This is a genomic window from Geobacter sulfurreducens PCA, from assembly GCF_000007985.2.
GTDB lineage: Bacteria > Desulfobacterota > Desulfuromonadia > Geobacterales > Geobacteraceae > Geobacter > Geobacter sulfurreducens.
Map to the genome: position 1 here is coordinate 2,266,334 of NC_002939.5, position 25,810 is coordinate 2,292,143.

General features: G+C 60.2%; 20 protein-coding genes. 4 read left to right on the forward strand and 16 right to left on the reverse strand.

The features are described 5' to 3' along the window. The first annotated feature begins 86 nt into the window (after positions 1-86). The 3 genes from GS_RS10375 to pfkA are packed head-to-tail and all read left to right on the forward strand — an operon-like array spanning position 87 to position 4,916. Entirely contained in the window at positions 87-2,600 is a 2,514-nt protein-coding gene (locus GS_RS10375) for a glycogen/starch/alpha-glucan phosphorylase (RefSeq protein ID WP_010942708.1), read from the forward strand. Positions 2,601-2,637: 37 nt separating this feature from the next. After that, on the forward strand, positions 2,638-3,960 hold the full coding sequence (locus GS_RS10380) for a replication-associated recombination protein A (protein ID WP_010942709.1): 1,323 nt from the start codon (positions 2,638-2,640) through the stop codon (positions 3,958-3,960). Further along, positions 3,957-4,916: a 6-phosphofructokinase gene (gene pfkA, locus GS_RS10385; protein ID WP_010942710.1), complete on the forward strand. Its 960-nt coding sequence runs from the start codon at positions 3,957-3,959 to the stop codon at positions 4,914-4,916. Before GS_RS10380 ends, pfkA begins: the two co-directional genes overlap by 4 nt. Before the next feature lie 25 nt (positions 4,917-4,941). Here pfkA and GS_RS10390 read toward each other — a convergent pair whose 3' ends face one another. The 8 genes from GS_RS10390 to GS_RS10425 all read right to left on the reverse strand — a co-directional run bounded on the left by GS_RS10390 (position 4,942) and on the right by GS_RS10425 (position 16,547). Next, positions 4,942-5,580: an HAD family hydrolase gene (locus tag GS_RS10390; protein ID WP_193360256.1), complete on the reverse strand. Its 639-nt coding sequence runs from the start codon at positions 5,578-5,580 to the stop codon at positions 4,942-4,944. Further along, complete coding sequence (locus GS_RS10395) at positions 5,564-5,869, reverse strand: HNH endonuclease (protein ID WP_010942712.1); 306 nt, start codon at positions 5,867-5,869, stop codon at positions 5,564-5,566. Before GS_RS10395 ends, GS_RS10390 begins: the two co-directional genes overlap by 17 nt. Before the next feature lie 16 nt (positions 5,870-5,885). Then, entirely contained in the window at positions 5,886-6,335 is a 450-nt protein-coding gene (gene rnhA / locus GS_RS10400) for a ribonuclease HI (protein ID WP_010942713.1), read from the reverse strand. Further along, positions 6,319-6,972 (reverse strand): lysophospholipid acyltransferase family protein, encoded by a 654-nt coding sequence (locus tag GS_RS10405; RefSeq protein ID WP_010942714.1) that lies wholly within the window; start codon positions 6,970-6,972, stop codon positions 6,319-6,321. The genes rnhA and GS_RS10405 overlap by 17 nt, the downstream gene beginning before the upstream one ends. A 200-nt stretch (positions 6,973-7,172) precedes the next feature. Next, a complete protein-coding gene (locus GS_RS10410) occupies positions 7,173-12,512 on the reverse strand; it encodes a putative Ig domain-containing protein (RefSeq protein WP_010942715.1) in 5,340 nt (1,779 codons plus the stop codon). 54 nt (positions 12,513-12,566) lie between these two features. Further along, positions 12,567-13,532 (reverse strand): peptidylprolyl isomerase, encoded by a 966-nt coding sequence (locus tag GS_RS10415; RefSeq protein ID WP_010942716.1) that lies wholly within the window; start codon positions 13,530-13,532, stop codon positions 12,567-12,569. A gap of 14 nt (positions 13,533-13,546) precedes the next feature. Further along, positions 13,547-15,004, reverse strand: coding sequence for a S8 family peptidase (locus GS_RS10420; protein WP_010942717.1), 1,458 nt, complete (start codon positions 15,002-15,004; stop codon positions 13,547-13,549). A 121-nt stretch (positions 15,005-15,125) separates the two neighbouring features. Continuing rightward, a complete protein-coding gene (locus tag GS_RS10425; protein ID WP_010942718.1) occupies positions 15,126-16,547 on the reverse strand; it encodes an IPT/TIG domain-containing protein in 1,422 nt (473 codons plus the stop codon). A gap of 1,154 nt (positions 16,548-17,701) precedes the next feature. Here GS_RS10425 and GS_RS17430 point away from each other — a divergent pair. Further along, positions 17,702-17,854, forward strand: a complete 153-nt coding sequence (locus tag GS_RS17430) for a hypothetical protein (protein WP_010942719.1) — start codon at positions 17,702-17,704, stop codon at positions 17,852-17,854. 16 nt (positions 17,855-17,870) lie between these two features. On the opposite strand, the gene rodA is transcribed toward GS_RS17430, so the two are convergent. From rodA to rfaE1, 8 genes are all read right to left on the reverse strand, one after another. After that, positions 17,871-18,971: a rod shape-determining protein RodA gene (gene rodA / locus GS_RS10430; RefSeq protein ID WP_010942720.1), complete on the reverse strand. Its 1,101-nt coding sequence runs from the start codon at positions 18,969-18,971 to the stop codon at positions 17,871-17,873. Positions 18,972-18,974: 3 nt separating this feature from the next. Next, positions 18,975-20,894, reverse strand: coding sequence for a penicillin-binding protein 2 (gene mrdA / locus GS_RS10435; RefSeq protein ID WP_010942721.1), 1,920 nt, complete (start codon positions 20,892-20,894; stop codon positions 18,975-18,977). Next, entirely contained in the window at positions 20,891-21,376 is a 486-nt protein-coding gene (gene mreD / locus GS_RS10440) for a rod shape-determining protein MreD (RefSeq protein WP_010942722.1), read from the reverse strand. Before mreD ends, mrdA begins: the two co-directional genes overlap by 4 nt. After that, positions 21,369-22,193, reverse strand: coding sequence for a rod shape-determining protein MreC (gene mreC / locus GS_RS10445; protein ID WP_010942723.1), 825 nt, complete (start codon positions 22,191-22,193; stop codon positions 21,369-21,371). The genes mreD and mreC overlap by 8 nt, the downstream gene beginning before the upstream one ends. A 103-nt stretch (positions 22,194-22,296) precedes the next feature. Next, positions 22,297-22,785, reverse strand: a complete 489-nt coding sequence (locus tag GS_RS10450; protein WP_010942724.1) for a dTDP-4-dehydrorhamnose 3,5-epimerase family protein — start codon at positions 22,783-22,785, stop codon at positions 22,297-22,299. Continuing rightward, the gene (gene rfbA, locus GS_RS10455) at positions 22,775-23,677 is read right to left on the reverse strand and encodes a glucose-1-phosphate thymidylyltransferase RfbA (protein WP_010942725.1); all 903 of its coding nucleotides are present in this window, start codon (positions 23,675-23,677) and stop codon (positions 22,775-22,777) included. Before rfbA ends, GS_RS10450 begins: the two co-directional genes overlap by 11 nt. 81 nt (positions 23,678-23,758) lie before the next feature. Beyond that, positions 23,759-24,334: a D-glycero-beta-D-manno-heptose 1,7-bisphosphate 7-phosphatase gene (gene gmhB, locus GS_RS10460; RefSeq protein ID WP_010942726.1), complete on the reverse strand. Its 576-nt coding sequence runs from the start codon at positions 24,332-24,334 to the stop codon at positions 23,759-23,761. A gap of 3 nt (positions 24,335-24,337) precedes the next feature. Continuing rightward, positions 24,338-25,810 carry a D-glycero-beta-D-manno-heptose-7-phosphate kinase gene (rfaE1, locus tag GS_RS10465; RefSeq protein WP_010942727.1) on the reverse strand — a complete coding sequence of 491 codons (1,473 nt, stop codon included), beginning with the start codon at positions 25,808-25,810 and terminating at the stop codon, positions 24,338-24,340.

The following is a 25,810-nucleotide window of genomic DNA, read 5'->3' on the forward strand; positions in this document are numbered from 1 at the left end:
GGTGGCATGTCCAATGGAAATTCGGCCGTTTAGCGCCTGGACCTGCCTATGCTATCCGCTTGTTTTCCCAATTGAAAGGTGCCCCCATGATGGACGAGACGCTTCCCCCCTCCGAGCAGTCCGCCGAACTCGACACCCTGATGCTCATCATCAAGTCTTTTCTGGAACACCTGGAGTACACCCTCGGCAAGGACAAATACTCAGCGACACGGCATGACATCTTCAACGCCTTGGCCTATGCGGTCCGCGACCGGATGGTGGAGCGATGGCTCGACACCCAGCAGGCCTACTACAATCAGGACCCCAAGAGGATCTACTATCTCTCAATGGAATTCCTCATGGGGCGGACCCTGGAGAACAGCCTCGTAAACCTGGGGCTGCTGGACGATTTCCGTGACGCCATGAACTCCCTCGGCTTCGATCTGGATGTCCTCATCGACCAGGAACAGGACGCAGGGCTCGGCAACGGCGGCCTGGGCCGACTCGCTGCCTGCTTCCTCGACTCCATGGCCACTATGGGGATTCCGGGCTACGGTTACGGCATCCGCTACGAGTACGGCATCTTCCGCCAGAATATCGTGGACGGGGCCCAGGTGGAATACCCGGACAACTGGCTCCGCTACCGCAATCCCTGGGAGCTGGACCGGCAGGAGCACCTTCACCCGGTCAAGTTCTACGGCCGGGTTGTAGAACGCAAGAACGCTGAAGGGAACACCGTCTTCGCCTGGATCGACACCGAGGATGTCATGGCCATGGCCTACGACACCCCGATCCCCGGTTTCGGCACTAACTCAGTGAACACCATGCGGCTGTGGACGGCCAAGTCCTCGCGGGACTTCGACCTGACCTTCTTTAACGAGGGGAACTACATCCGGGCCGTTGAAAAGAAGATGCTGTCCGAGAACATATCGAAGGTGCTCTATCCGGCAGACCACATCCCCGAGGGCAAGGAACTCCGTTTCAAGCAGGAGTATTTTCTCGCCTCGGCCACCATCCAGGATGTGATCTACCGTTTCCGCAAGAATCACAGCGACCTGCGCCTGATCCCCGACAAGGTGGCCATCCAGTTGAACGACACCCACCCCTCCCTGGCCATTCCCGAGATGATGCGGCTGCTCATGGACCGGGAACGGCTCGACTGGGATACCGCGTGGGACATCACCACCCGGACCTTTGCCTACACCAACCACACCATCCTCCCCGAAGCCCTGGAAAAGTGGCCGGTCTGGTTCCTGGAGCAGATTCTCCCCCGCCACCTCCAGATCATCTACGAAATCAACGACCGGTTCCTGGCTCAGGTCCGCCAACACTTCCCGGGTGACACGGGCCGTCTGGAGCGGATGTCGCTGGTGGAGGAGCACTGGGAGCGCAAAATCCGCATGGCGCATCTGGCCATTGTCGGCAGTCACTCGGTGAACGGCGTGGCGGCGCTCCACACTGAAATCCTCAAGGAAAAGGTATTTACCGACTTTTTCGAGATGTGGCCCGAGCGGTTCAACAACAAAACCAACGGCATCACCCAGCGCCGCTGGCTGAAAAGCGCCAACCCGGGGCAGGCGGGACTAATCAGCCGCGCGATCGGCGACGGCTGGATCACCGATCTGGACCAGTTGCGCAAACTCGCTGACCTTGCGAAAGACCGGGATTTCATTCATGCCTGGCAGCGGGTGAAGCAGGAGAACAAAAAGCGGCTGGCCGACTACATATTCCGGAACAATGAACTCCAGGTGAACGTAGACTCCCTCTTCGACTGTCAGGTCAAGCGGATCCACGAATACAAGCGGCAATTGCTGAACGTGCTCCACGTCATCACGCTCTACAACAGGATCAAGGCAGCCCCCGCGGGAGACTTCGTCCCCCGCACCGTCATTTTCAGCGGCAAGGCGGCACCGGCCTACGCCCTGGCCAAGCTCATCATCCGGTTGATCAATGCGGTCGGCGACGTGGTCAACAATGACCCGGACGTGGGAGACCGTCTCAAGGTGGTGTTCCTGGCCAACTACAGCGTGTCGCTGGCGGAGAAGATATTCCCTGCCTCGGACCTTTCGGAACAGATTTCCACTGCCGGCACCGAGGCGTCGGGCACCGGCAACATGAAGTTCGCCCTGAACGGGGCTCTCACCATCGGGACTCTGGACGGGGCCAACATCGAAATCATGGAGGAAGTTGGGCGCGAAAACATCTTCATCTTCGGCATGACCGCCGGTGAAGTCGATGAACTGCGCCGGCGGGGCTACGACCCGAGGGATTACTACCACCGGATTCCCGAGCTCAAACGGGTGCTGGACCAGATTGCCGAAGGCTTCTTCTCGCCGGCCACGCCGGACCTCTTCCGCCCCGTCGTCGATGCCCTTCTCAACCAGGGCGACAACTACATGCTGCTGGCCGATTATGCCTCCTACGTGGCCTGCCAGGAAGAGGTGAGCCGGCTCTACCTGGACCCGGACGAGTGGGCCCGCAGGGCGATCCTCAACTGTGCCGGCATGGGCAAGTTTTCCAGCGATCGGACCATCGCCGAGTACGCCCGCGACATCTGGGGCGTGGAGCAGATGGAAGTCCGGCCCGTTCTCGAGTTCCGCAAGCATGACGGCCCGGCGTAAGAGCGGCGGTCAGCGCACAACCGGCCACGATCACGACATGGACCTCTTTGATGCACCCGCTGCAGCAGAAGCCCTGAGGAATGCTCCCCTCGCCGAACGGATGCGTCCCCGCACCCTAGACGAGTACGTGGGACAGGAGCACTTGCTGGGCGAAGGGAAACTCCTGCGCCGACTGATCGAGTCGGACACTCTCACCTCCCTCATCTTCTGGGGCCCTCCGGGCTCGGGCAAAACAACCCTCGCCCGGGTCATCGCCAATGCAACAAAATCTCACTTCATCTTCTTTTCCGCCATCCTCTCGGGAATCAAGGAAATCCGCGAGATAGTAAAGGAAGCGGAGGAGGAAAAAAAGTACCGGGGCCGCAACACCATCCTCTTTGTGGATGAGATCCACCGATTCAACAAAAGCCAGCAGGATGCGTTCCTCCCCTACGTGGAACGGGGAACCTTCACCATCATCGGCGCCACCACCGAGAATCCCTCCTTCGAGGTGGTGGCGCCACTCCTCTCCCGCTGCAAGGTGCTCGTGCTCAATCCCCTTTCGCAGGAAAATGTGGAGCAGATCCTGCGGAGTGCCCTGGCCGATCCTGAACGCGGCCTCGGCGCGAGCGGCCTTGCCGCGGACGACGATGCCCTTGCCTTCATGGCAGAGCAGTCGGGCGGCGACGGCAGGGTCGCTCTGAACACCCTGGAAACGGCAGCCCGTCTGGTAAAAAACGGCCGGATCGACCTGGAGTCCGTCCGCGAGGCGATTCAGAAAAAGCCGCTGCTCTATGACAAGGGGGGCGAAGAGCACTACAATGTGATCTCCGCGTTCATCAAGTCCATGCGCGGCAGCGATCCGGACGGCGCCCTCTACTGGCTCGCCCGCATGATCGAGGCCGGCGAGGACCCTCTCTTCATCCTGCGGCGGATGGTGATCCTGGCCAGCGAAGACATCGGCAACGCCGACCCCCGGGCGCTCCAGGTAGCCGTGGCGGCACTCCAGGGGTTTCAGCTCGTGGGCATGCCCGAGGGACGGATCATCATTGCCCAGGCCGCCACCTATCTGGCCACCGCGCCCAAGTCAAACGCCTCCTACGCCGGCATTGACGCGGCCCTGGCTGAAGTCAGGAAGAGCGGAGCCCTGCCGGTGCCGCTTCACATCCGTAATGCGCCCACACGGCTCATGAAGGACCTGGGCTACCATAAGGGGTACAAATATGCCCATGACTATGAGGCAGGCTACACGCCCCAGAACTATCTGCCGGAACGGCTTGAAGGAAAACGATTTTATGCCCCGCGGGGGCACGGCTACGAGAAGACCATAAAAGAACGCATGGACTACATCCGCACACTGAAGGAGAACGACAGCGAATGAAAAAAATCGGCATACTCACCAGCGGCGGCGACTGCTCGGGCATGAACGCCGCTATCCGGGCCGCGGTGCGCACGGCTATCCGCATGAATATCGAAGTGGTCGGTTTCCGCAAGGGCTACCTTGGGCTCATGAAGGGGGATGCCATCCCCCTGGACACCAAGGCGGTCTCGGGCATTCTCCACCGGGGGGGCACCTTTCTCCAGTCGGCTCGCTCCCCCGAGTTCAAAACACCGGAAGGACAGCGCACGGCCCTGAACAACCTGAAGGCCCTCGGCGTCGAGGGAATGGTTGTAATGGGCGGCGACGGGTCGCTCACCGGTGCCCTGGCCTTGAACCGTCTGGGATTGCCGGTGGTAGGCATTCCCGCCAGCATCGACAACGACATCCCGTTCACCGATATGGCACTGGGGGTTGACACGGCCCTCAACAACATCATCTACGCCGTTGACTGTATCAAGGACACGGCCAGCTCTCACGCGCGGGCCTTTGTCATCGAGGTTATGGGGCGCCATTCGGGCTACCTTGCCAGCATCTCCGCCATCGCCACCGGCGCCGAGTACGCACTGGTCCCCGAACGGGAATACGATCTGGCCGAGATCTGTCAGCAGTTGCGGGCACGCTACGAGGAAGGGCGCGACAATGCCATCATCATTCTGGCGGAGGGGGCCGGTCATGGCCATGAAATCGCCAACAGCATCAAGGACGCCATCGGCTTCGAGACGCGGGTGACGGTGCTGGGTCACTACCAGCGCGGAGGCGCGCCGACGGTATTTGACCGGCTGTTGGCGAGCCGCTTGGGAAAGAAATCAGTTGAGCTGCTGGTGACAGGCACGTGGGGAGTGATGGTGGGACTGTCCTGCAATGCAATCCTCGCCACCCCCCTGGAGGATGTCATCAAGGGTGAGAAGCGTCCTCAGGACGAGGTGCTGCGCTTGGCCGAGGTGCTGGGCGTATGAGGGGGGGCGGTGCCGGGCGGCCCGGTCACCCGAGAAGGTCTATGATCTCGCGGTGGTGCTCCATCCGGTACGCGGCGGGGAGCGGGGCCTTGTAGGCCACGAAGGGGACGCCGGCAGCCTCGGCCGACAACCGGTCCACCTCGGAATCACCCACGAACAGGGCCTCCCGTGGGCCGATGCCGAAGTGTTCGAGCACCTTCAGCAGGGGTTCCGGGTGGGGTTTTGGGTTCGTCACCCGTGACGCGGTCATGACAATGCTGAAATAGGAGTCGAGACTGAACAACCGGAGCACCATGTCCATGGAGGTCGACCGGTTGGTGCAGACACCGAGCCCCACCCTCCCCTTCAGGGTGTCGAGGGCCTCGCGGAATCCCTCCTCCATGATCATGAGCGGGACCAGTTCCCGGTAGTCGATGGCGCCGGCACACCGGACCGCCTCCTCCCAGTCGCCGGGTGACGGGAAGAAATGGGCCAGCACCTCCCGATTGGCGTACGTGTGGAGGATGCGCATCTGCTCCTCGTTATCCCTGCTGAGCCGGGGGCGGCCCATCATCTCCATGATCCGCTGGTAAAACGCGAGGTTCGCCTCGAATGAGTCGAACATGACCCCGTCACAATCGTAGATTACCGCCTTGATGGCCCCGCCGTTACTGCTCACCGCCATTCCTCGCCTTTTCGAGATACTCTTCCCACTCCAGGGGGAGGAGGTATTTCTTCCGGTTATTGCATTCCTTGCAGGCCGGTACCACGTTTCCCCTGCTGCTTTTGCCGCCGCGCACGATGGGAACCACGTGGTCCATGGTCAACTCTTCGGGCGGGAAATCCCCCCCGCACCAGTGGCACGTACGGCGGCTGATGACTGTCTGCCACCAGCGGCTCCGGCGCAGTTCTCGGGCTTTGTCCTTCTCCCGCCGGATCTCCTGGTCCGTCACTTCCACTACGAAATAGGTCATGGCTCCCTGCCACACGCTACCGGCGTTCGTTCCGGTACGCATCGATGGCACGGCGCGCCAGGGCATCGCACCGCTCGTTCTCCGGGTGTCCGTTGTGGCCTCGTACCCAGACCCACCTGACCTGATGCTTCCCGGTCAGCTCCCTGAGCCGCTCCCAGAGATCACGGTTCAGGACCGGTTCCTTCTTGCTGTTCACCCATCCCCGACGCACCCAACCGGAAAGCCATTCAGTCATCCCCTTCACCAGATATTGGGAATCGGTGGTGATCGTCACGGCACAGGGACGGCTGAGGGCTTCCAGCGCCCTGATGGCAGCGGTAAGCTCCATCCGGTTGTTGGTTGTATCGCCATCGGCGCCCGAAAGCTCCTTTTCCGCGCTGCCGTAACGCAGGATCGCGCCGTATCCCCCCACTCCGGGGTTACCACTACAGGCGCCGTCGCAGAACACCTCAACTTCTGCCGACATAGGCATCCTCCCCCTTGAGCAAGTCGGCAATGGCAGCCATTACCCGATCCACGATCAGTTGGTGGGTTTCCTTGCAGTCATCTCGGGCAAAAAGATCGTCCAGTTCCAGAGGGGCACCGAACACAACCATGCCCTCCTGCCCCAAGCCGGGAAACTTCCATCGGTTGAGGCCGATGAGTGCCGTGGGAATAACGGTGACCCGGGTGTCGTAGATAATCTTCCCGACCCCGCGGTTCCCCTTGCCGAGCACGCCGTCTTTGTGGCGGGTTCCTTCGGGAAAGAGCATAACCTTTTCGGTCCGGAGCAGATCGTTTATGGTCTTGCCGGCACGGACGTCCCTGCCCCGCTTGACCGGGAAGGCACCCCACGAGCTGTAGAGAAAACGCTGGAAGGGCTTGGCAAAGAGCTCCTCCTTGGCAGGAGCCCAGACCATTCGGAATGGATGGTAACGCAGAATCGCCCAGGGGAGAAAGATGGTCTCGTAGGCCGAGATATGGTTGGATGCGATAAGGGCTCCGCCGTCCCGGGGGATATGTTCCACCCCCTTGACGCGGAACCTGTTGATGAGCGATGCGTAGCTGCCGACGACGAATGCGGAAAACGTCACCCAGAACCGACGAAGAAACGATACCTTCAAATGAGCCTCTCTGTACAGATGTTGTTATCTTATAGCATGGTTCCGGAAATAACGGCAACGGTAATGCTGTTCGTCACGGGAGCGCCGGATCCGATGCCGTGCCGAAAAAGAACGAGGGAGGCATGTCGTGCCCCCCTCTTCTCGTCATCTCTCCACGAAGGATCCGGATCAGAACGAACCGTCGATCACGGCCGCTACCATCAGAGCATCTCGCCCAGATATGTCCGGATGTCGTGGCCGTCAATCCTGCCGTTGCCGTTACTATCCGGAAGGATGGAACCGGCTTCCCCCCTTCTGAGTATCTGCATGAAGTCGCCGGGCGTCACCACACCATTACCGTTTGCGTCAAAGGCATCCATAATCGATTGGGCACTGAAGCCGATGACCGCGCCCGCGGGAACATCGGAACTCCTGCGATACACTGTCACGGTGAAGGACTGGTATGCCTTCAGCCCCTTGGCGTCGGACACTTCGACCTTGACCGGATAGGTACCCGTATCCTTCGGAGTCCACTGGATGAGTCCGGTCGAGGAACTGATGCTCATCCCCGAAGGGCGTGTCACCAGCTTGTAGGTAACGGTATCGCCGTTGGGGTCCGTTGTGTTTACGTCGTACCGATAGATCTTATTGCGAATCGCCGCTGTGGCCGGGGCAGAAGTGACGACCGGCGGCAGGTTGACGACTGCAGGGATCACTGTCCAAGCAAAGACGGTACTCGTCGAGGCGGACCCGTCACTTACGGTCACGGTCACGGTAAAGGGCCCAGCTGCCGCTGCTCCGGCAGCAGTGGTGCCGCTGATGAGCCCGGTGGACTCGTTGATGCTGAGACCGGCGGGAAGGCCCGTGGCACTGTAGAAGATCTTGTCGCCGTTGCTGTCGCTGGCTCTGATCTGGAGATTAACCGGTTTCTCTTCCCATGACGTCTGATTGCCGGGATTCGTAACTGTTGGAGCGCTGTTGCTGGTTATGACCCGCAGCGTATAGCTCTGGGTTGCCTTCAGTCCCTTCGCATCCGCCACCTCTACCGTTACCGTGTAGCTGCCAGTATCTTGGGGCGTCCACGAAATGAGGCCAGTGGAAGAACTGATGGTCATACGCGAGGGGCGTTGGATGAGCCGGTAAGTCAGCGCATCGTTATTGGGATCAACGGCGTTGACGTCGTAGCGGTACGCCTTCTCCTTTTCCGCGATCAGGATCGGGGAGGAAATGATCACCGGCGGCTCGTTGACGACCTGACTGTTCACGGTCCAACTGAATGTTGTACTTGACGTCGTCATGCCGTCTCCCACGGTGACAACGACATTGTACGCCCCGGCGACGGTGGCGGTGCCACTGATGAGACCCGAACCGGAGTTGATGGCAAGGCCGGAGGGAAGGTCCGAGGCACTGTAAATGAGGCTGTCGCCGCAATTCTGGTCAGTGGCCTGGATCTGCAGACTCACGCCATTGTTCAGGGGACTGCTCTGGTTGGCAGGCTTGATCACTATCGGCGCGACGTTGGTTTTGGTTACCACCCATGAGAACATGGTACTGCCGCTGAGGTTACCCGGGTCCTTGGCCATTATGGTCACAGGGTAGGTACCGGCGCTGCAATAAGGTATGTTACCGCTGATCAGGCCGGTTTTGCTGTTCATGGTGAGGCCCGGCGGCAGGCCGGCGGCACTGTAGGTGAGGCCGTCTCCGTTGACATCGGTGGCCTGGATTTGGAGGCTGACGCTGCCATTCTCGGGACTGGCCTGATCGGCGGGCTTGGTTACCACCGGAGCAGTCGGCGGTATGATGACCATCCAGGTAAAGGTCGTTCTGGTCGTAGCCGTTCCATCGGTCACGGAAACGGTTATCGTGTAGGTTCCCACAGTGGTGGGGATGCCGCTGATGAGACCTGTAGCACTGTTGATGCTGAGACCTGTCGGCAGCCCAGAGGCACTGTAGGTGAGGGCATCGCCATCTGCGTCGATCGCCTGGATCTGGAGGTTGACCATTACGTCCTTGTCGCTGGTCTGGTCCGCAGGCTTTATAACGGCTGGAGGCTGCTGAGGCGCCATAGTGACGGTGATGCTCACGCTCCTGGTGGCCGTGGTGTAGTTGACGGCATCGGCGGGCGTGAAGGTGGCCGTCAGGGTGACCGGGCCCGCAGTGGAGAGAACGGTGCCGGCTGCGGGATTGTAGCTGAAGCTGCCTGCTACGTCGGCAGTGGCGTTGAGCTGGTTCGACCCGAGGACCGTGCCCGCATAGACCGCTGCCGGCTCGGCCCAACTGATGGCGGGAACGGCACGGGCGATTGCGAGTGTTCCCGTGGCGCTGCCGCTGTAGTTGGCATCGGTGACCGTGGCGACGACGGGGTAGCTCCCGGCGGCTGTCGGCGCGCTGCTGCCCCCGGCATAGGTGAGGTTGATGCCGAGGCCAGGCGGGATCGTGCTGGCGGCAACGGCCTTTGGCGTGCCGTCATAGGTGGCGCTCAGGCCGGTGAGCGATACGGAGGCAACGGCCTTGTCAACCGTCAGGCTGACGGTGGCGCTGGCGCTGGTGTATGCGTTCGGGTCGCTCGGGGTGAAAACCACCGACAGGGTCCGGGTCCCGGCGTTGAGGACAGTGCCGGCGGCAGGGGTGTACACGAAGGTGCCGGGCACGCTCGCCGTGGCGTTGAGCTGGGTGCCGCCGAGAGCTGTCCCGTAGGTGATGGCACCAGGAGTCGCCCAACTGATGCTCGGGGTCTGCTTGACATAGGCCGTCACGGTCCAGGTAAAACTTGCGCTTCCTTTGGCGTTGGAGGGGTCGGTGGCGGTGACGGTGACGGTGTAGGGGCTGCCGGCGGCGGCGCTGTAGTCAATGGTTCCGGTAATGGCACCCGTAGAAGCGTTGATGGCAAGGCCCGCAGGCAGGCCCGTGGCACTGTAGGTAAGAGCGTCACCATCAGGGTCGGTGCCGGCGACGGTAAGGTTGACGACCGTCCCCTCAACATTCGTGCGGTTCGCCGGAGCGATGACACCCGGCGCACGGTTCACGTCGGTCACGGTCCAGGAAAAACTCACGCTGCTGCTGGTTATCCCATCACCAACCATAACTCTTACAGAGTAGATGCCGGCAGCCGTGTAACCCAGGGTGCCGGTGATGACTCCGGAAGATGAATTGATGCTAAGCCCCGGAGGAAGTCCCGTGGCACTGTAGGCAAGGGTGTTGTTGTCCGCATCGGACGCCTTGATATGGAGATTGACCGCCGTCCCCTCGGGGGTAGACTGGTCAGCCGGCATTGTTACCACCGGAGCCCTGTTCGTGTCGGTCACCAGCAGCGTGTAGGTCTGAGTGGCAAAGAGGCCAGCCGGATCGCTCACCTTTACCGTCACAGTATAGCTGCCGGCATCGGTATAACCAGGATTCCAAGAGATGAGCCCGGCCGGCGAGATCGTCATGCCCGGGGGGGATGCTGTCAGACTGTAGGTAAGAGCGTCGCCGTCCGGGTCGCTGGCGGAGACGGCGTATCCGTACGCGGCACCCTCGCTTACCGAGGTGACGGCAGTTGACGTGATGCCCGGCGCACGATTGAGCTTCGTTACCGTTACCGTAAAGGTCTGGGTGGCGGAGAGCGCCCCGTCGCTTACCGTTACGACAACCGTATGTGCGCCGGCCTGGGATGCGAGAGGAGTCCAGGAGATGGTGCCGTTCGCGGCAATCGACATGCCCGAGGGCGCAGTGGTGAGTGCATAGGTGAGGGAGTCGCCGTTGGGATCGCTCGCCACCACCTGATAACTGTACAGGGCTCCTTCCGTGGCGCTCGTCACCGGCGAGGAAGCGATCAACGGAGCTTGGTTGACCTTGCCGTCAGTGACCGTAATGGTGAAGCTCTGGGTTGTCCTGTTGAACTTCGTATCAGTCACCGCCACGATGACATCCCAGTTGGCCGGTGTCGAGCTTGAGGGTGTCCAGGTGAGGGTGCCGGTGGTCATGCCCATTGCCATGCCGGTGGGAAGCGTTTTGCCCGTGGGCGCGCTGATGCTGTAGTAGAGCGTGTCCCCGTCCGGGTCCGTGGCGGAGACGGTGTAAGAGTAGAGTTGCCCCACAACGGCGGCTGTCACGGGACTCGATGCAATGACCGGCGGCCTGTTGGCCGGAGCCACGGCGACCGAGAAGCTCTGGGTAGCGGCGAGCTGACCGTCGCTCACCCGCACGGTTACCGGGAAGGTTCCGGTCTGGCTGTTCGTGGGGGTCCACTGGACAAGGCCGGCCGAGCTGATTGACATGCCCGACGGCGCGGCGTCAAAGGAGTAGGTCAGTACCGTGCCGGCATCGGCGTCGGAGGCGCGCACCTGGTACGTGTAAAGGGCGGACGCGGACGCAACGGTTGCGGGCACTGAGGAAATCTGCGGCGGATGGTTGCAGAGCGCGATCGTATCCTGCACATAGCGGGGATAGGTTTCATCGCTCAATCCCATGGTCAGGTTGTTGGCCGTGTTTGCCGCGATGTCACGGGGCGAATTGTACAGGACCGTTGCCTGGAACGTCTGCTGCCCGGCGCCTTTGGCGAGCAGGGGCAAACTCCAGACAATCTCCCGCGTGTCCGCCTTGTACTCTCCCCCGTTGGTTGCGGAGACAAAGTCAATGCCGGCGGGTAGCTTGTCTGAAATCAGAAGGTTGTGTAGATCGATGGTATTGACCGTGTTGTCGTAGGTATAGGTGTAGGTGAGCGGCTGAGCGTATGCCGCGCACTGGCCGGGATGGGTCTTGGCAAGGAACAGGGGCTTCGAGGGGTACGCCTCGTCGGCAATCTCGAAGGAGACGGAGCCGTTCGCGGGGATCGCCAGGTCCCACTGGATCGCAAACTGAACGTCCGCATTGGTATTGGTGTACGGGCCGCCGAAATTATCGAGATTGTAAGGAGTGGAGCCATTGGCGAGGAGGCCGATGAACTGAGTCATGTCGACGCCGTATCTGCTGGGCGAAAGGGTTGACGACTGAACCACGCTGTAGCCGTTGCCGTTCTTGTCGCTGGTACTCGTGAAGCCGGACTGGAAGGCCCTTTTCCCCACGATGGCCACGTTGTCGTTACTGAAGGGAAGACTCAGGTCGTAATCGGAGTAGGCATAGAAATGGAAGTCAAGAGGGGAACCTCTAAGGTTCTTGATCGTGATGACTCGTTTCAGGGTGGACCTTTTGCTCCCCGTCGCGCCACCCGTAAGGCGATAGGCAACTTCAACGGAATAGGTGCCGTCCAGGGAGGTATAGACAAGGGCAAGCGCCGCAGGGTCCGCCTGGTTCGCCGGACGCGTGACGGTGAACATGCCTTCGGCGTCAACGTCATTGGATATCAGCGGATACTCGGGCCCGGAGGTCCCGACACGGCAGTAGAAGCCCAACTGGCTCACTATCTGCTTGCCGTCGATCGTCCAGCCGTATACGCCGTAGGTGGAGGCATCTTCGAAATTCACCGTGGAATTCCGGCTGGACAGAGTCCAATCGGCAGCCTCCACGACACCGGAGGCAATGCCGAGCCCCACCAGCACAGCCACCGCGACCGCCCTGCACAAACTTGCTAGAGTTTTCATTTCCACACGCTCCTCGTACTTGCAGTTCCCGACTGAAAAGGCTCCGTCATAGCGTCATTGAATACGAATATCTATTGTTGCTGCGCGCTTCAGCTCTTCAACGATTTCCTCGACCTTCTTGCGTTGGTAATCCTTTGCCAGATACTGCTCGATGAAATCCCGCATCTCTTCGAAGGTCCTGACCGTTTCGGGATGCCGTTCCATCACCCTGATAATGTGAAACCCATGGTGCGTCTTGACGATTCCGCTCGTCTCACCCGGTTTGAGGGAAAAGGCGACCTGGTCGAACTCGCGCGGCATGAAGCCCCGCTGAATCTCTCCCAGATCTCCGCCCTTGGCGGCACTGGCGCAATCGGAGCTCTCGCTGGCAAGAACGGCAAAATCGGCGCCGGCGCCAATCCGGTCGCGAATGCCCTCGATCTTTTTCCGGGCCTCCGCCTGAGTCTCCGGGGAAGCCTCTTTTTCGACCTTCACCAGGATATGCCGGACAGCGATTGTCTCAGGCTTTTTAAAACCGGACTTGTTCTTTTCGTAATAGGCCCTGAGATCCGTTTCGGGAACCTTGATCGCATCGATGCCGCGCGAGGCCAGATAGGCGTCCACAAGGACGTCGCGGCGAGCGGTGTCGTTAAGTCTGTCCTCGGACGGTGCCACCACGCTCCCGCCCCGGGATACGCTCGAACCGATGGCTTCCCGGCGGGCCTGAATCTTTTTGGACAGATCGGCAGGATTCAGCTTTTCGCCCGCCTGGGCCAGCAACTCCATCGCAATAAGCTTATCGAGCTCCTGGCGCTCGACTCTCTTCTTCTGCTCGTCGGTAACCTTACGCCCGGCTCCCCTCCGTCGACTCAAGGCAAATTCGACGAAATGATCGAGTTCGTCCCGGAAGATGACGGCGCCGTTCACAACAGCCGCAGCGGCTCTGCCGGAGGGAGCGACGGCCGTTTCGGCGCCGGGCGCGGACGGAACGCTTCCCAGCAAGCACAGAATGGTAATAATGAGGTTGCGTACTGTCTTCATCGTGCCCGCCCGACTCACAGCTGCTCCGGAACGGCCGTCACCCGCGCCGATGTTCCCGGTTTGCCGTGGGGGATCAGCACCAGCCTGACAGTGCCGGATGCCGTGTAGCTGAACGATACCGCCCCTTCAGTCCCACGCCGGAAGCGGATAAAGCTCACAAGAGGCCCGTCGGCGCTCCCGACGCGGACTTCAAGCGCCTGCAACGTCGCTCCCGTAATGTCCAGCCGGTAGGTCGAGTTCGCCAGATCAAGGGCTGCAGCAGATGCACACCGTTTCCCCCGCGGCGTGGTGACCACCGTCTCGATGTTCGGCGGCGACAGAACGGCCTTGGCTACGTCAACGAGGCCGTAACCATAGTAGATGTCCCTGCCCATTTCACCCAGGTCCCGGGCGGCTGCCGCAAGTCGTTGCCTGACCTCGTCGGCAACGGAGCGGTTACCGTTGGTGTCGGTGGTGCCGGCCGAGATGAGAAGCGCCGCCGCACCGGTGACATGGGGTGCGGCCTGCGATGTGCCGAAGTTGATGCGGTAGCCGCCGCCGATCGCCGTGGAATAGATATTGTGCCCCGGTGCGGCCAATTCGACCTGGGGACCGTAACTGGAAAACGTTCCAAGCGTGTCGTCCTGGTAGGTGGCGGAAACCGCCACGACCGAATCGAAAGCGGCGGGATAGAGTACGGCCCCCGGCGAGAAATTGCCGGCCGAAGCCACCAGCACGATTCCCGATCGATAGGCCAGATCGCAGACATCCTTGAGCGCCTGGGAGAACTCCATGCTGCCGAAGCTCATGTTGACGACCTGCATCCGGTTCTCGATGGCCCACTCGATGCCGGCGATAATGTCGCTCAACTCTCCGCCGAGGCCGCCGTTAAGCACCTTGACCGCATAGAGCTCCGCTGCGGGCGCGACGCCGACCACACCGGTACCGTTGTTGCGGGCGGCGATGATCCCGGCCACGTGGGTGCCATGGCTGAGGGAGTATGCGTCGTCCATGGGATCGTTGTTGTCTGCTACAAAGTTGTACCCCCCCTTGTAGTTGTCCTTCAAATCGGGATGCGTGTAATCAATGCCCGTATCGAGCACTGCCACCCGGACCCCCGCGCCGGTGATGCCGGCCGCCGCAACCTGGTCGGCACCGATGTGCTGCGCGCCCCACGCTGCGGCATACTCCTCCGGCGAAGCCGCGGCCGGTTCAATGGACGAAAGCACGAAGTCCGTCTCCACGTAGGCAACGTCGGGATCTTTCTTCAGGCGCTCGATCTCTTCTTCGGACAGGGTTGCCGATATGGCGTTTACCGCAGAGTGCGTCCTCTTGACGCGACCGCCGTGCCGATAGACCTTCTCTTTGTGGCGAACGTCCCTTTTTTCCACCGTGGAGCGAAATCCTACAATGACCTTCCTGTCGGCGGCAAAAGCGTCACCCAGAGGAGGCAGCAGGATAAAAAGAGCCGTAACGGCGAGCAGATACCTCATGGTGCACGTATCCCTTCACGTTCGACGATGGTGAATCACATCGCGAATGCATGTAAATGATGTCTGGGGAGGAGATGGAGGGCAGGGGAACGAATCCCCTGCCCCGTTGGTCGGAAAGGTATTACCGTTTGACTTTCTTCGGAGCCGCCAGGATTTTGCCGGAGAGCGGACCGTTGATGGTTTTTACGGTCACGTAGCCGTTGGTTGCAAAGTCCGGGCTGGTGGCAACCACCTTGGTGTCGCTCCAGGAAATGACGTTTGCCTGGGTGGTTCCGGCGTACACACCGATACCGGCGTCGTACTCGGAGCTCGGTGCCGGTCCGAAACCGGTGCCGGTAATGGTAAGGGTCTTGCCAGTCGCAAGGGTGGCGGAGGCAATGATCCGCGCCGGCGCGACGGTCAGCTTGGCAAGGTTGCTGACCTTGTTGGCCTTGGTGATGCGGAGCTCGTAGACGCCTTCAACGAGGGCGGGTACGGACACCTTGATCTCGCTTTCGGTGACCGAGAAGGGAGTGAGTGTCAGGCTCGTGCTGCCGCTGACGAGCGCAACAGTGGGCTGATAGGTGGTCACGCCGTCGGGTCCGACGTTGACGAAGCTGGAGCCGACGATGGTCAGGACGGCTTCCTTGCCCGCGGTGACCGTGTAGCTGCTCTGGCCGTTGATGGCGGGCACGGTGGCATTGGTGTAGGGCGAGGAATTACCGAACCAGGACCAGTGGCAGCCCTGGCAGTCCCAGTTGTTGCCGATGTGGCCCCAGCCCAGATCCTCCAGCCCCGGCTTGACCGTGCCGAGGTTGGCGGCATTGGGGCTGTCCTTCTGGATATTGTGGAGCGAGTTCACGCCGTGGCAGACCTCGCACTGGCGGATCGGTACATTGGAGGACGTATTGTGGCAGAGGTTGCAGTCGGTGATGCCGGTGCCGTGGTGAGTATCCTGGTTGCTGAAGATCGGGCGGACCGTATTGGTCTTCGGATCGATGGCGTTGGGTGCGGCCTGGTGGCATGCTTCGCAGCCCTGAACGATAACAACATTGCCATCCGTAGCGGTTACAGACCTGCCGCTCGGCATCGGAGTGACGGAGCTTGCGCTGTAGGTCGGAATGTAGTGGCCGTCAAGCGGGTTGTCGATGAAGTTGCCGTGGCAGTACTTGCAGTCCTTGGCAACAGCGGCGGGAGAGGTGTGGTGCGGAGTCTGGGTGTGGCAGTTGAAACAGTTTCTGAAATCCTGGAAGGTAAAACCGCCCGAGCCGTCGGGAACCATGACGTGGCAACCGGTGGCAAGGGTCGGGGGGACAGTGCCGGAGGTATTGATGCAGCTTGCCGGCGGCGTAACCGTGTTGATCAGGGCGTGATGCTGCTGGACGAGCACCGTGTCGCTGACGTGACACTCGAGACAGTCGGCTTTGGTCAGGTTGGGAAACTTGGTATCGTAGATCCCCAGGAACTGGTTTACCGGCGGGGGCGGAACAGCTGCACCCACCATTGCTGCGCCGGTTAAGACAACGGCTGCGAGCGATGCGCCAATCAGTACCTTTTTCTTCATTCCTTTCTGCTCCTTTCTTGTGAAGACTCCATTATGAAACATTACATTCAAAGCGATTGACGTATTCCTTCCTCCTTGCCACCTCCTTTCGGCATGTCATGTCCCCTCACTCTGGCAAATTCAATGCATGGTTCTGCGACTAAAAGGCGCTGCATCGGACAACCGCAGCAGGACGCATACACATTGACCGGTAGACCCGCATGTCTCTGCGTCCGGCGATGCGCAGGCCGGAATGGTCTTCGGGCAGATTTTTCAGATGGTACCTGGCTGTGTTCAGGGGGCGAGCAGGGCCGGGATATCGCATCACATATATCATTAAGTAGGATAAACACAACTGTGTACTGTAGCTATTCAGAGCTTTTTGTCAACATACTTTTAAAGGCCATTTTAACGTTCAGCAACAAATTAGCAACACACATACTTGCAATCCCGCCAGACAAGAATTTGACGTTCTCTTCCGCCAAGCTCGCCTGATACGCTATTTTACTGCATATAACTAGCAGCGACAGACGAGCAGCACCTATCTGACCGGATCAAGTTGGTCAATTTTACGTCAATTGACTGTCGTCACCGTGAAATAGCCAGACCCTTAAAGGCGGCACTTGCGACTGAGTCATTACCAAACTTACATGAAACAATGAAAACACATCATGTTACATTTAATTAATATATTCAACTACTACCAACAACCATATCCTCTAATGTTAACACTATCTCAAAATTGCAAGCGTCGAGCCGAAATTTTTGATCCAATGGAAGGCATATGGTGTCATCCCAGGCGATTTGATGAGTCACAACAGGGTCAGTCCGAATCTCATGCGCAATTTCCCTAACTTCAGTTTGAAAATTGCACCTGATATTTTTTTTGCGATCTCAGCTGCCTGATTCTCGAAAATCAGTCCAACTACCGATCATGAATACATAATTTCGTTTTATCCACGATTCGCCCGTAAATTCAGAGTATTAGGACTACCCTTCGTATCCTCGCTGTTAGTCGTTCGAGCGAGACAGCATAATGGCGGTGTACGCTTCGAGGCCACCTGCAGGCGTAAACTATTGTTTTAGTGATATTTATATGTATTTTACCTCTTGTTTGCCCATCTAATCTCTTCTATAGTTTAGTAAAAGAAAGCAACGCAAAGGAGAAAAGAGCCATGAAATGCCCTATCTGCAACGATCACACGGGAATCGCCATTGATATGCACTCTGACGGCTATGCCGATAATCTGCTGGAATGCACCACCTGTGGTGCGATCTGGATTCAGGAATTTGAAGGGATTGTTCTGCTCAACAAGAAGGTTGCGTAAGGCGGGCCGCCTTCTCCTAGAACATGAAGCGTCGCATGCTGATGTTAAGGAGAATGCCAATGCCCGTCATTGACGTGATCATGGATGTGCCGCCGTAGGAAAACAGAGGCAATGGCACCCCGACCACGGGGAAGAGTCCGATTACCATACCGATGTTGATGATGATGTGCCAGAAAAGCATTGCCGTGACGCCCACAGCCACGAGGCTTCCGAAACGGTCGTTGCAGCGCCGTGCAATCTGGAGCCCCCACAGGGTGAGCACCGCGTAAAGCAGCAGAACAACAAGACTCCCCACAAATCCCCATTCCTCGGCAAAAACGGAAAATGCGAAGTCCGTGTGCTGTTCCGGCAGGAAGCGGAGCTGGCTCTGGGTCCCCTGGAGAAATCCCTTGCCGAACAGGCCGCCCGATCCCACGGCAATCTTGCTCTGGATGATGTGGTACCCCGTGCCGAGCGGGTCCCTCTCAGGATCCAGAAAATTGAGAACCCTGTTTTTCTGATAATCCCTGAGATAGTAATGCCAGCCAAGCCAGACGGCCGGTACGGTGGCAATGCATACGGCAGCCAGCGCGGAAAGACGGATGCCGACAAACGCGAGCATGGATCCGGCAATGAGGATGACAAGTATCGCCGTGCCGAGATCGGGCTGCTTCATGATGAGAATGGCGGGCGCACCGATCATGAGGGCGGGGAAGGCCAGCTCCCGCAGCCCCAGGCCGCCTGACACCGGAATATTGGCCAGGATGCGGGCCATGGTGATGATCCCTATGATTTTCATGGGTTCAGATGGCTGAACACTGATAAATCCCAGGTGAAGCCATCGGGTGGCTCCCATTGAAGTCTTGCCGAAAGCCAGCACCACGAGCAGGAGAAGGAACAGGATGCCGTAGAACCAGTAGGCAACATCCTCCAGCAGGTGGTAGTCGATGCTGCAGACCAGCAGCATGATGGCGAGGCCGACCAAAACCCAGGACATCTGCTTGAGATAGTAAGGTGTGCCCGACAGAACGTACGACGATGAGGCGCTGTAGATATTCACAACTCCTACCGCACAGATAAGCAGCACGAGTCCCAGCAGCATCCAGTCGAAGTTGGTGATGAGTCGTCGGTCGATCATTGTCTATTCCTGATCCTCGCGGGGCTGCGCCCCTTCGTCGGATGTCGCGTTTTCCCCGGAGCCGTCGTCCCCGGCGGCAGTTCCCTTCCCGGCTTTGACCGGTCGGCGGATGACCCCCTTCCCTTCGAAGTAGGCGCGCAGAATGCTGCCGGCAATGGGTGCCGCCGCCGAGCCTCCGTGCTCGCCGTGTTCGATCACCACCGCAACAGCAACTTCGGGGTGCTCATAGGGGGCGTAGGCCACGAACAGGGCGTGATCGCGATACTGATAGGGGATAAACCCGCGCGTATCTCTCAGCTTGACGACCTGAGAAGTCCCTGTCTTGCCGGCGACCCGGACATCAGGAATCCGTGACATGCCGCCGGTACCACCCGACTCGTTCACGACAGCCCACAGTCCTTCCTTGACCGACTTGAAACTGCGCGGCGAAATATCGGCCCGGGTGATGATCTCCGGCTGAAACTCCCTGAGGACCTTGCCGTCGCGGTCAATGATCCGCTTTACCAGCCGGGGCCGGTACACGATACCGTCCGTGGCAATGGCAGCGGTCATTGATGCCAGCTGGATGGGGGTCATGAGGACGTAGCCCTGGCCGATGGCCGCACTCAGCGTATCTCCCTGGAACCACCTGGTTTTGTGCCGCTGAAGCTTCCAGGCGGAGGTGGGGATGAGCCCACCCTTTTCATTGTCCAGGCCGACCCCCATGGGCGCACCGAGGGCAAACTTTTGGGCATAGGCGGAAAGCCGGTCAATGCCGAGCTTCTCGCCGAGCACATAGAAGTAGACGTCGCACGACTCGCGAAGGGCTCGCCTCAGATCGACCGCTCCGTGCCCCTTCTTGTCCCAGCAGCGAAACGTGGTATTCCCTAGCGCATAAGAACCCTTGCAGGTTACCGTAGTGTGGTCGTCGATGATCCCCTCTTCAAGCCCTGCCAGAGCGGTGATGATCTTGTAGGTCGATCCCGGCGGATACTGCCCCTTCAAGGCCTTGTTCTCCAGGGGATGGCGCTTGTCTTCCAGGTATTGTTTCCAGATTTCGGGGGGCATCCTGCCGGCGAACAGAGCCGGATCGAATTCGGGATTGCTGACGAATGCCAGAATTTCGCCGGTGTTCACTTCCATGACCACCGCAGCTCCCGCCTGGTCGCCAAAAGCCTGCTCCGCCCGCTTCTGAAGTTGCGCGTCGATGGTCAGGACCAGGCTCGACCCCATGGTGGGGGGCGTCTCGGCAATTGTCCTGAGGATCCGCCCCCGGGCGTCTACCTCGATCTGCCGTCCACCGTCGTGGCCGTGGAGCACCTCTTCCCAGCTGCGCTCAATCCCGCTCTTGCCCAGGTAATCGCCTGAATTGTAGCCGACAAAGGCCGGGTTTTTCAGCTCTTCGTCCGAGATTTCACCGATGTAGCCCAGCAGGTGAGCCGCCAGTGTACCGTTCTCATACTGACGTACCGGCTTCATCTCGACCTCGATGCCGGGGAGCCAGAGCCGTTTCTCTTCCAGAAGCTCCAGTTGGTCACGGGTGATCCCCGATGCGAGAACGATGGGATAGTAGCGGGCACGTCCCTTCCCTTTCTCCCACTTTTTGACGAGTTCATCCCTGTCGGCACCAAGGAGGGTAACCAGTTGATCGACCAGCCAATCGCGATCGCGGACTTCCTGGGGAATGACGGCAACGCTGAAGGAAGGCCGGTTGCTCACCAGGACCGCTCCGTTACGGTCGAATATGGTCCCGCGGGACGCCGCGACGGGCACGAGGCGCAGCCGGTTGTTTTCGGAAAGGCTCTGAAAATCCTCAGCCTTGATAATCTGGAGGTACCAGAGCCGCGTGACGAGGATGAAGAAAAACACCCCCACCGCGATAAGCAGCACGACCAGCTGTCGCTTCGGCTCCTGCGTATCGCGTATGAAGCGCTGACCGTTCATCGAATGTCCCCCAACCGTGCAAGGGGGGTGAAGGTGAAGACGATGGAGGCGACAAGGGCATTCACGAGGCTCTGGGGAACCAGGCCTTCGAGCAGCGAAGCATAGATGCCGTGGGAAGAAGAAAACAGAAGCAGCAGGAGCAGGCTGAACAGGCCGCTGACCATGGTTGCCGAGAAGGTGCCGAGGATCATGAGTGAACGGCGGTCAGTGTAGAGGCGCCCGGCCACGAGGCTGAACAGCAGGAAAATGACCAAGTAGGAAAAGGCGTTGAGCCCCAGGTAGAGCCCGCTGAACGAATCGTGCAGAAGACCGAGGACAAAAGCGAGCACTCCCCAGCCGAGCTCCTCGCGCAACCCCATGAACACTACGAACAGAATAAGCAGGTTCGGTTTAAAGGGATCGGCGATGTGCGTCGGAATCACGGACACTTGCAGGATGATCGCGGCAAAGACGAGAATGGCGTACCAGATGAGCTTAATCATTGTTCCGGGGAATCAGCACGAGTACTTCCTCGAGCCGGGCAATATTGACGGCGGGGCGGATGTTGATGTTCTGAAAGATTCCGTACTCCCCCTTCTTTACCATGGTGACCTCACCGATAACCAGCCCTTTGGGGAAAATCCCTCCCATGCCGGAACTGACCACCACGTCGCCGACTTTCACATCCTCTTCCCGCAGGGAAAACTCGAGGCTGCAGAGTCCTCCCCCCTGCCCCTTGACCACCCCCCGAGCGCGGGAGCGCTGCACCACGGCGGCTATGCCGCTGGCATGGTCCGTGAGCAGCAGTACCCGGGAACTGCCCGCGGCAACCTTGACCAACTGGCCGACCACACCGCTGGCGGCAACCACCGGCATCCCTTCCGCGAGACCATCCACGGCGCCCCGGTTGATGACCAGCGTCTTGAACCAGGGAGAGTTGTCTTCTCCGATGACCTGGGCGGCCACCGAGGGGAGTCCGACCGTTCCCTTCAAGCCGAGAAGTTGCCGCAAGCGGCCGTTTTCATGAATTGCCTCGCGGTGTTCCATGATCCGGCCGTTCAGGATCTTGACCGACTCACGCAACTCCTTATTCTCGCGGCGCACATCGACTAGGTCAATGTAATCGCCCCAGACGCTTCCCATAAAGGTGCTGACCCGTGAGCCCAGATTGTAAACGGGTGCAAACAGGTCGATGATCACCCGCTCGAACAGGTTGGCCTGCTCCTTCTGGCGCAGGTTCAGGGAGTAGAAGGTGAGTGCGGCCAGCAGGGCCACGGCCGCCACGATATAGACTCGATATTTTCTGATCAGCTCCAGCATTCAATGCTCGCAGCGCACGTCAACTCCGTGACGGGTACAAACGCGCAAGGGAGGCAATGCCCCCCTGCGGTCAGCGTAAATCCGGCCTATTGTGTCGGAATGGTCAATCCAGGATGAAGGGGGACCCGGCCACGTCCTCGTGGCGGATCTCATCTACCGGTGAGGATTTTCCCTCTCCGGCATACAGCCTGTTGGGCGCGTTGAAGACAATGCCGTCAACACCGCCGACATTCTTGTAGGCATGGACGACGCCCGGCGGCACGATAACGGACATTGGCGCGTCGATCCCCGCGAACAGGGTCTGCTTCACGCCGTGGGTCGGCGAGTCGGGCCGGGAGTCCCAGAGATAGACTTTGAAATTGGACGGACCGATAAAGCAAAACCAGTCGGTCTGGTCCACGTGCTCGTGAGGCCCCCGGGCAATGCCCGGCCGGGTCATGGAAACGTAGGCCATGACCGGCATGGTCGCGGGATCGGTTTCGTCGCTGCGGAACAGTTCGGCGAGCCAGCCCCGCTCGTCCAGGAACTTGCCAAGGGGCTTCACCACCACGTCGTGGATCTTGCCGCGGGTGAACTCGGGACTAACGCTCATGAACAACACCTCCGCACAGTTCGGTTTCATTGTAGATACGGGCCAGGTAGTCCCGGTAGGACGACTTGGGGGTCTCGGCGATAACCTCGGCCATCCGGCGGCAGTCGATGAATCCCATACGCAGGGCGATCTCCTCCAGGCAGGCGATCTTCAACCCCTGGCGTGCCTCGAGGGTACCGATGAAATGTGATGCCTCCAGCAGGCTCTGGTGGGTTCCGGTATCGAGCCAGGCAATACCGCGCCCGAGTCTTTCCACCATGAGTTCGCCCCGCCGCAGGTAATCAAGGTTCACGTCGGTAATCTCCAGCTCACCCCGGGGAGACGGCGCCAGGTTGCGGGCGACGTCCACAACCCTGCCGTCGTAGAGATAGAGGCCGGGGACGGCATAGTTGCTTTTGGGCTGGGCAGGCTTCTCCTCGATGCCGATGGCCTTGCCGTTGCCGTCGAACTGGACGACGCCGTAGCGTTCGGGGTCGTTCACGTAGTACCCGAAGATCCAGGCTCCCGTCGTGAAATCCTGCACCAGACGGTCGAGCCCCATCTTGCCGTAAAAAATGTTGTCTCCCAGGATCAGGCAGACCGGGTCACCGGCGATGAACTCCTCGCCCACCAGGAACGCCTGGGCGATTCCCTTGGGTTCGGGCTGCACTTTGTAGGTAAGGGTTATCCCCCACCGGGAGCCGTCGCCCAGGAGCGCCTGGAAGCGGGGGGTATCGTGGGGGGTAGAAATGATCAGGATGTCCTTGATCCCCGCCATCATGAGCGTGGCAAGGGGATAGTAGATCATCGGCTTGTCGTAGACCGGCTGGAGCTGCTTGCTGGCGACGAGCGTGAGAGGATACAGACGGCTGCCGGCTCCGCCGGCAAGTATGATTCCCTTGGAAATGGCCATGGACTCTCCTGAACTTCAGTGCCCTCGACACCGAAAACATCTCTTTAAATCAGTAGTTATAGCACAGCGGGCAAAACAGCGTCAAACGCTATCTCCCTCCAGCTCAATAACCCGGCGGGTGGCGGCAAGGATGTCGGCACAGACCAGGACCCCGGCGGGGACCCGGGGACACTCGTCATCACCGTACCCGGTGAGGACGAGCAGAGAGGTACAGCCCGCAGCCAACCCCGCTTCCACGTCGGACATCTTGTCGCCTATCAGGTACGAACGGGCCAGATCAATGTCCATGTCCCGAGCGGCGCCGGTAAGCATCCCCGGCAGGGGCTTGCGGCAGGAGCACTCGATGCGGTAGGGACCCACGCCGTGGTGGGGATGGTGGGGACAAAGGTAGTAGGCGTCGACGAAGGCACCATCCTTGGCCAGTTCGGCATCCATGAAGCGATGGAGCCGGTGCACCGCCTCCTCGTCGTAGTATCCGCGGGCAACCCCCGACTGGTTGGTCACCACCACCACGAGAAAACCGGCTCCGTTGAGGAGCCGGATCGCCTCGGGGGCTCCGGGGACGAACTCGAATTCATGGGCTTGGTGGACATAGCCCTTTTCAACATTGATGGTGCCGTCACGGTCGAGAAAAACAGCGCGTCTGCCACCCGTCACCGGTCACTCCTCGCCGTAGGCCTTCAGAATCTTCTCGATGATGTTCGTCGTGGAGCGACCGTCCACGAAGGCCACCAGTTCCACCCGCCCTCCGTAGGATTCGACCACCTCGCGCCCCACTACCCCGTCGAGGGTGTAGTCGCCTCCCTTGACCAGCACCGCCGGTCTGAGGGTCTCGATCAGGTTGAGCGGAGTGTCTTCATCGAAAACGACCACGTAATCGATGCAATCCAGGGCAGCAAGGATGTGGGCCCGTTCCTCCTGGCCGATGAGCGGGCGCTTTTCACCCTTGAGCCGCCGGATGGAGGCATCGCTGTTGAGACCCAGGACCAGCAGGTCGCCGAAGCTGCGGGCCTTCTGGAGATATTTGACGTGCCCCACGTGCAGAAGGTCGAAACAGCCGTTGGTGAACACCACCCGCTTGCCCTGCGCCTTTTCCGCCGCGATGATGCCGGCGAGGACATCCAGGTTCTTGACCTTGGCGTCCCCCTCGCCGTGCTGGAATCCCAGCGATCCGACAATCTCGGCAGGAGATACCGTGGACGTGCCCACCTTCCCCACCGCCACGCCGGCCGCCACATTGGCCAGCCGGGCCCCGTCGGCGAAACCGACCCCGCCGGCCAGGGCCATGCCGAGCACGGCCAGCACGGTATCGCCGGCGCCGGTCACGTCGAATACCTCGCGGGCATAGGTGGGAATATGCACCACCTGGCCGCCCCGCAGGAAGAGCGACATCCCCTCCTCGCTCCGGGTGATGACCAGAGCGGTCAGATCGGCCGTCTCCAGCAGCCGCTCGCCGGCCCGGCAGAGGCTCTCATCGTCGCGGATGGCGATGCCGGAGGCCGCTTCCGCCTCCTTCCGGTTGGGGGTCAAAACCGTGGCACCCCGGTATTTCGCGTAGTCGCTCCCCTTTGGATCAACCACGACGGGGATTTCGCGCTTGCGGGCAAAAGCGATCACCTCGGCCAGGAGCGTCGGGGTCAGGACCCCCTTCAGATAGTCCGACACGAGGATCACGTTGAAGCGGTCGCCGTGGGCGTTCAGGTAGTCGACGATGCGCCGCTCGTTGTCCGGGCCGATCTCGTCCCGGGATTCCCGGTCAATCCGGACGATCTGCTGGTTTGAGGCGAGGACGCGGGTCTTTCGGCTGGTAGTGCGCGACGGGTCCTCCACGATGCCGGTCACGTCGATCCCCTTGCCGGAAAAGGCATGGAGGAGAATGGTGCCGTTCTCGTCCCCCCCCACCACGCTCGCCACGCTCACCCGGCAGCCGAGGGCCACCAGGTTGTTGGCCACGTTGCCGGCGCCGCCGATCCGGATCTCCTCCCGGGTCACGTCCACCACCTGAACCGGCGCCTCCGGGGAAATCCGCTCGGCCTTGCCCCACAGGTACTGGTCGAGCATCAGGTCGCCGATCACCAGGGCGTTGATCGCCCCGGCATGGGCAAAAAGAGATTCGACGTTCTTGCGCTCCAT

Coding starts and splice junctions, on each gene's coding strand:
- GS_RS17430 (WP_010942719.1), top strand. CDS start 17,702: ATGAAATGCCCTATCTGCAACGATCACACGGGAATCGCCATTGATATG.
- mreD (WP_010942722.1), bottom strand. CDS start 21,376: ATGATTAAGCTCATCTGGTACGCCATTCTCGTCTTTGCCGCGATCATC.
- GS_RS10380 (WP_010942709.1), top strand. CDS start 2,638: ATGGACCTCTTTGATGCACCCGCTGCAGCAGAAGCCCTGAGGAATGCT.
- GS_RS10395 (WP_010942712.1), bottom strand. CDS start 5,869: ATGACCTATTTCGTAGTGGAAGTGACGGACCAGGAGATCCGGCGGGAG.
- mrdA (WP_010942721.1), bottom strand. CDS start 20,894: ATGAACGGTCAGCGCTTCATACGCGATACGCAGGAGCCGAAGCGACAG.
- GS_RS10425 (WP_010942718.1), bottom strand. CDS start 16,547: ATGAAGAAAAAGGTACTGATTGGCGCATCGCTCGCAGCCGTTGTCTTA.
- rfbA (WP_010942725.1), bottom strand. CDS start 23,677: ATGGCCATTTCCAAGGGAATCATACTTGCCGGCGGAGCCGGCAGCCGT.
- mreC (WP_010942723.1), bottom strand. CDS start 22,193: ATGCTGGAGCTGATCAGAAAATATCGAGTCTATATCGTGGCGGCCGTG.
- GS_RS10450 (WP_010942724.1), bottom strand. CDS start 22,785: ATGAGCGTTAGTCCCGAGTTCACCCGCGGCAAGATCCACGACGTGGTG.
- rfaE1 (WP_010942727.1), bottom strand. CDS start 25,810: ATGGAGCGCAAGAACGTCGAATCTCTTTTTGCCCATGCCGGGGCGATC.
- pfkA (WP_010942710.1), top strand. CDS start 3,957: ATGAAAAAAATCGGCATACTCACCAGCGGCGGCGACTGCTCGGGCATG.
- rnhA (WP_010942713.1), bottom strand. CDS start 6,335: ATGTCGGCAGAAGTTGAGGTGTTCTGCGACGGCGCCTGTAGTGGTAAC.
- GS_RS10375 (WP_010942708.1), top strand. CDS start 87: ATGATGGACGAGACGCTTCCCCCCTCCGAGCAGTCCGCCGAACTCGAC.
- GS_RS10420 (WP_010942717.1), bottom strand. CDS start 15,004: ATGAGGTATCTGCTCGCCGTTACGGCTCTTTTTATCCTGCTGCCTCCT.
- GS_RS10415 (WP_010942716.1), bottom strand. CDS start 13,532: ATGAAGACAGTACGCAACCTCATTATTACCATTCTGTGCTTGCTGGGA.
- GS_RS10390 (WP_193360256.1), bottom strand. CDS start 5,580: ATGGCGGTGAGCAGTAACGGCGGGGCCATCAAGGCGGTAATCTACGAT.
- rodA (WP_010942720.1), bottom strand. CDS start 18,971: ATGATCGACCGACGACTCATCACCAACTTCGACTGGATGCTGCTGGGA.
- GS_RS10410 (WP_010942715.1), bottom strand. CDS start 12,512: ATGAAAACTCTAGCAAGTTTGTGCAGGGCGGTCGCGGTGGCTGTGCTG.